Origin of the sequence: Ferruginibacter sp. (assembly GCF_031430955.1) — a bacterium.
GTDB lineage: Bacteria > Bacteroidota > Bacteroidia > Chitinophagales > Chitinophagaceae > Ferruginibacter.
On the sequence record NZ_JANPCM010000456.1, the window covers coordinates 1 to 6,379 of the forward strand.

5 protein-coding genes are annotated in these 6,379 nt (G+C 33.5%); 3 read left to right on the forward strand and 2 right to left on the reverse strand.

The features are described from left to right. The first annotated feature begins 184 nt into the window (after positions 1 to 184). Positions 185 to 1,249, forward strand: a complete 1,065-nt coding sequence (locus tag ACY65O_RS12575; RefSeq protein ID WP_462221205.1) for a T9SS type A sorting domain-containing protein — start codon at positions 185 to 187, stop codon at positions 1,247 to 1,249. Between the two features lie 80 nt (positions 1,250 to 1,329). Here ACY65O_RS12575 and ACY65O_RS12580 read toward each other — a convergent pair whose 3' ends face one another. Beyond that, positions 1,330 to 1,866 (reverse strand): RNA methyltransferase, encoded by a 537-nt coding sequence (locus tag ACY65O_RS12580; RefSeq protein WP_462221206.1) that lies wholly within the window; start codon positions 1,864 to 1,866, stop codon positions 1,330 to 1,332. 213 nt (positions 1,867 to 2,079) lie between these two features. Next, positions 2,080 to 3,729, reverse strand: coding sequence for a CTP synthase (locus ACY65O_RS12585; protein WP_462221207.1), 1,650 nt, complete (start codon positions 3,727 to 3,729; stop codon positions 2,080 to 2,082). A gap of 284 nt (positions 3,730 to 4,013) precedes the next feature. Here ACY65O_RS12585 and ACY65O_RS12590 point away from each other — a divergent pair, with 284 nt between their 5' ends. Together ACY65O_RS12590 and ACY65O_RS12595 are read left to right on the forward strand one after the other, a co-directional pair. Then, complete coding sequence (locus tag ACY65O_RS12590) at positions 4,014 to 5,123, forward strand: hypothetical protein (protein ID WP_462221208.1); 1,110 nt, start codon at positions 4,014 to 4,016, stop codon at positions 5,121 to 5,123. 36 nt (positions 5,124 to 5,159) lie between these two features. Continuing rightward, complete coding sequence (locus tag ACY65O_RS12595) at positions 5,160 to 6,230, forward strand: hypothetical protein (RefSeq protein ID WP_462221209.1); 1,071 nt, start codon at positions 5,160 to 5,162, stop codon at positions 6,228 to 6,230. Positions 6,231 to 6,379 lie beyond the last annotated feature (149 nt).

Here is a 6,379-nt window from a genome sequence, read left to right on the forward strand (position 1 = left end):
ACGTTTAGATATATTTGCAAAAATCAATATTACGTGACTGCAATATTTTTTGGAAGTAATTTTTTATTATTTTGAAACTTTTAATAAAATGCATTATTTTTGTTTTCAAATTCACCTACTCCAAGATTGCAAACCTTATTCACCTGATAACCAAATTATTTTAAATTTTTAAAACTGTAACACAATGAAAAAAAATGTACTCTTGGTATTTACTTTATGTACTTTATTAAGTGCAAAGTCGCAAAATCTTATCTCAAATTCTGCAATGAATGGATTTGGAAGCTGGAATAACGGAGGCTGTGTACCGGAAATGGGACCAGAAACTGATTTCGGTGGGTCAAATGCTGCAAATAATGTAACCGAAATTGATGCTTTTACTTGTATTCAGCAAGATGTTAACATTGGAATTAATTCAGTGTATACAATTAATTTTGTTGCCTTCCGCAGAACCAATTGTGATCCTTTTACAGCCAATCCTGCTGAAATAAGAATAATTGTTACAGGATTACCTTCAAATACAGTTTATTCTACCACAACTTATGGTTATACTAACACTACTTTTGCAGTAACCAATCAGTCGTTGGTGGTTAGTACTAATGCTACAGATAATCAAGTGCGTATTAGGGTGGAAAGTATTAATACAGTAGAAGGGTGTGGGGTTGGCCTTGATAATTTTACGATGGTGTTTAATGGCCCTCTACCTATTAATTTAGTATCTTTTAATGCTGCTTCAAAAACTAATGGCGTAGATTTAAATTGGATAACTAACAGCGAAATAAATAGTGGATATTTCATTGTGTACCGTTCTAAAAATGGTGTAAACTTTGATGAAATAGGCCGGGTAAATGCTACTGGATTTGCTGCTGGATCCAGCTATTCTTTTAATGATGGCCTGTCTGGTGGGGGACTTAGCTATTATCGTTTAAAATTGGTGGACAGAACGGGATATTCTAAATTGTCAGGCATAATTAAGGCAAATCTTAATACAAAGAATATTGACCTTGCCATTTATCCAACTGTAGTTAATGATATGCTTAATTATGTGGTTGAAAATCCCAAAGCAGGAAGGTTAAATGTCATTGTAAGTGATGTAAGTGGAAGGAGGATTACTAATTTATCAGAATCTTTCGCTGCAGGAACAACACAAAAAAATATTAATGTAAGCAAACTTGCCCAAGGAATGTATTTGCTAACAGTTACTGATGAAACTACTTCGTTTAAAAAATCAGTAATTTTTAAGAAGAATTAATAATAAATTATTTTTTTATGATAAAAAGCCGTAGAATTTTCTGCGGCTTTTTTTATAATCCCTTTTTATTGTTGATATCATTACAGCCTTATTCTTACAATTTCCCAAAGTACCACACCTGCAGCAGTGGCAATGTTTAAAGAATGTTTCATACCTAATTGCGGAATTTCGATACAGCCATCGCATTGTTCAATGGTAGTTTGTTCTACACCGGTAACTTCGTTGCCAAAAATAAAAGCCACTTTTTCATTGCTTGTTAGCGCAATTTTTTCTAAAGAGATGCTGTTAATGGCCTGCTCCACCGCATAGACTTTGTAATCGTTTTCTTTTAATAATGTAATTGCTTCTGTTGCGTTTGCAAAATGTTTCCATGTTACAGTTTCCTCTGCACCTAAGGCGGTTTTTTTTATTTCTTTATGTGGAGGAATGCAGGTGTAACCGGTTATGTAAATGGCTTCTAATAAAAAAGCATCGGCTGTACGAAATACACTGCCCACATTGTAAGCACTGCGGATATTTTCCAATACCACAATCACAGGAGTTTTTTCGGAACGTTTGAACTCATCCACCGATTTACGGTTGAGATCGTCCATAGAAAGTTTTTGGTTTGTTGCCACAGATTATTTTTATTGCCACAGAGGCATGGAAGCATAGAAAAATACATTTACTTTTTACTAAAAGTAAGATAACCTTAAGGCGTTTAATAAAAGTATACCTATCCCGATATATCGGGAAGTGACACAACGATGTCCCACAAAGAACAAATGTTTGCCCCCAAAAATTTATTACATTATCATCGCTTCAGTCTCCTCCATTTCCCTCTTTAGGGGCTAAATCATCTCACTCTGCAATAAAGGATTTTTTACTGCATCTCTTTTTTCAGCAAAGGCTTTAGCAGCTTTTACAAAATGTACAAAAATGGGTTGCGGATTTTCTACCGTGCTTTTTAATTCGGGGTGATACTGTACTCCAATAAAAAATGGGTGATTAGGCAGTTCCACAATTTCTACCAAACCAGTTGCAGGATTTTTTCCACTTGGTATTAAGCCAGCTTTTTCAAAATCGGTAATGTATTTATTGTTAAACTCCCAACGGTGACGGTGGCGCTCACTAATTTCAGTAGTGCCATAAATGTTATGCGCTAATGTGCCTTCTTTAATCTGGCAGGGATAAGCGCCAAGACGCATGGTACCACCTTTGGCAGTAATATCTTTTTGCTCATCCATTAAATCTATAACCGGATGCTGCGTTGCCTTTTCCATTTCTGTTGAATTGGCATCATCCCAGCCTAAAATATTTCTGGCATATTCAATTACAGCCATTTGCATACCGAGGCAAATACCAAAAAATGGCAAGTCGTTCTCCCTTGCATATTTTACGGCTGTAATTTTACCCTCTACACCACGGTTACCAAAACCGGGAGCTACCAATAAGCCATCCAGTTTACTTAATTTTTCTGCCACATTATCTTCGGTAATAGTTTCGCTGTGTACATCTACAATTTTTACTTTACATTCATTCATGGCACCGGCATGTACAAAACTTTCTAAAATAGATTTGTAAGCATCCTGCAACTCAATATATTTTCCAATAAGCCCAATGGTAACTTTTGTTTTTGGATATTTAAGTTTGTCTAAAAAGGCACGCCACTTGGCAAGTTCCGGTGCGGCATAGCCGTTAATTTGTAATTTTTTCAACACAATTATATCCAACCCTTCCTGCAGCATCATTAAAGGAACTTCGTAAATGCTGCTGGCATCCATTGCTTCAATAACGGCATTGGTTTTTACATTGCAGAAAAGTGCGATTTTCTTTTTTATTTCATTGTTTAGTGGCTGCTCTGTACGGCAAACAATTACATCGGGATGAACACCTTCCTGGCTGAGTAAACGAACACTGTGCTGCGTAGGTTTAGTTTTTAATTCTTTTGCAGCACTTAAATAGGGGATTAAAGTAAGGTGCACTACCATGCAATCTTCTTCGGGCATTTCCCACTGTAACTGGCGCACCGCTTCTACAAAAGGTAAACTTTCAATATCGCCAACTGTACCGCCTAATTCTGTAATAATAATATCATATTTACCGGTTTTGCCCAGCAAAAGCATGCGGCGTTTTATCTCATCCGTAATATGCGGAATTACCTGTACGGTTTTACCCAAATAGGCGCCTTCTCTTTCTTTATTAATTACGGTCTGATAAATACGGCCGGTGGTAACATTACTGGCCTGCGATGTGGGAATATTTAAAAAACGTTCGTAGTGGCCAAGGTCTAAATCTGTTTCGGCGCCATCGTCGGTTACAAAACATTCGCCATGTTCGTAAGGGTTTAAAGTACCCGGATCCACATTAATATAGGGATCGAATTTTTGAATGGTAACCTTTAAACCCCTTGCCTGCAAAAGCTTTGCCAGCGATGCTGCAATAATGCCTTTGCCTAAAGATGATGTAACGCCGCCGGTTACAAAAATATATTTTGCCATAATCATAAGTTTATAATTTGTACTATATTGGGTAACCAAACAAAAAATAAGAACCATCAGCGTTGATTTTTAAACCTTCAACGTTAATGCTGTATTTAAATAAAAATTGCCGAATTTTTTAACCCAAACTATTGCGACCAGCAGGAGATTTAAGAAAGAAAAATCTTAGAGGTCGTGTAAAGATAGGACGATTATTTGGGAGAGGGAAATTTGATGGAAAGATTGTGGAAAAATGGTATAATTGCTAATAAAAGCAAATAAAAATAAAATAGTAAATCCTGTTTATGATGAATACCCTGCTAAACTTATTGAAAATAATCTTTTTTTTATTTCTTATTGTATTAAACTGTTTTGTATCAAATGCTCAAATAGATACAAAACCGATTAATTATAATAACAAAGCAGAAACTGTATTGCAAAATGAAATTAGAACTCCTGGTATGGCAAATAAAATTAGTTCAGTTAATGTTATAGATGCCAGAGATGATACAAGTGCGCTTGGATATTATTCGTTAGACGGTTTTACAAATTTTAAGAAGGGATGGCCCAAAACTTATTATTTTAATCCTTCATCTTCCGTTAATGCCAGTATTGAAAAATGGGTTTCAAATTATCTGCAGTTAAGCAACGATACCTCTATCCTGAATAAAATAGTAATTGTTATTAAAAAACTTTGGATTTCTCAAGAAATAGCGCCTGTGCTGTATAGTAATGAGAAACAGGGGCAGCCGAAAAATGGATGGGATGCTGGAATTATTAGCAGGCTGGAATTTTATTTGAATAACGGAAGTGCTTATTATCCATTATTTCGTGTGGACTCGATCTTTACTTTTAAAGAACAATTACCCGCCTTTGCTGGAGAATTTATAAAAGTTGCATTAAAAAATTCTTTAACTAAGCTATATCAAATTAATTTAGAAGAAATAATTGCTAAAAGGAGAAAACTGTCATATGATGAGATATTAACGAGCAATGCTAAAAAATCAGGCTTGCCAATATTGAATTTTATAACATATAAAAAAGGGGTGTATAAAAATTTTGAAGAATTTAAGAATAATTCACCTTCAATAATTGAATATGAATTAAGGGAAGGTAAGTTAGGAGATATTTTATATGTAAGAGTTGATAAAAAAGAATACCCGGAAAGAAATGCCTGGGGTTTCTGCGATGGGGTTAATCTTTTTATTAATTCCGGAGATAAATATTCAAAACTAATAAGACACCAAAATACATTTTACTTTGCTGGAATCAAAAGTATAGACAGAAATGTAAAGCACGAATTAATGTATACTTCTCTGTTTAACCTTGCAACAAACACTGGTAGAAAAAAGACTTCATTCAAGGCAGTTGAAAAATATTATCAGGTTGATATGGACACAGGCGAAATTTACTAATATGTTTTATTTTTTATGAAATATGAATAAGTTTATATGCAGAAAATTTTCCTTTTAGTTTTTATTTTAATACCTTTTTTTGGATTTTGCCAAAAAATAAAAACTAATGCAACAAATCCTGACGGACTTAGAGAAAAAAAATTTGATCTTAGGGTTTCAAAAATTGCTCCGGCAGAAATAAAATTACCTTTTTCTTCAATTGAAATTATTGATAACAGGTTTGATACTTCAAAGTTGGGTTTTGTTCCGGCATTTCAATTTATTGCTGATAAAAAAAGAGTAGGAAGAAAAGTTACTTTCAACGAAGGCGTGGCGAAGTCGCTGGAGAATTATTATAATGAATTTTATCAGCATTCATTTGAAAAAAATAATATCAAGTTATTAATTGTATTGAGAAAATTTTGGTTGTCGGGGATAGATGACAAAAAAAATAAAGCAATGGATATTTCAAAAAATCCTAAGTCAAGAAGTTTTTTGTATTGCAAGTGGGAATATTACTTAAATAAGGGAAACCTATACATGCCATTTCAAAGAATAGACACAGTGGTTAATGGCGTATTATTTAAAAATGAAAAAAATGAAATGGATGATTATAAGACTGAGAATGAGATTTTAAAGCTTATTTTGAATGGATTAATTGAAGTATATGATTTTAAAAATGCAGTTGATAGAATTGATAGACTTACGGTTAAAACATTCGAGCAAATAAAACTTTATAATGCATCTTTATTTGATATTCCGGTTTTAAAAGACAGTCTTTTTAAGAAGGGTGTTTTTAAGAACTTTATTGAATTTAAAAATAATAGTCCATCAATAATAAATTTTAAAGAAAAGAAAATACGTGTTGCTAGTAATAAGTACGAACATTATATAGAAGATGATAAAGGAAATAGAATTGTAAATTATTGGGGTTATTTTACCGGCGATGAATTACGAATTGGTAAGTATGAAAATGATAAATTGCACAGGAAAAACAATACGTTTGAATTCTTTTTGAAACACAAGTATCAAATGGAAAATATCAACATTTCAGGCGTTAATTCATATGCTGATAGAGAAGTTTGGATACCTTACCAAATCGATATGGAAACGGGGAATATTTATTAATTATTTATAAAGTTATTATACAACTAAAATTGGGTTACATTTTTTTAAAATTATTACCCATTTTGCATTAGTAAGTCTCTATTTTATCGTCTTCTTCTTTGCTGCAGCTGCTTCATGATCGTGCGGTTTAAGATGCTTGCGGCCTCGCG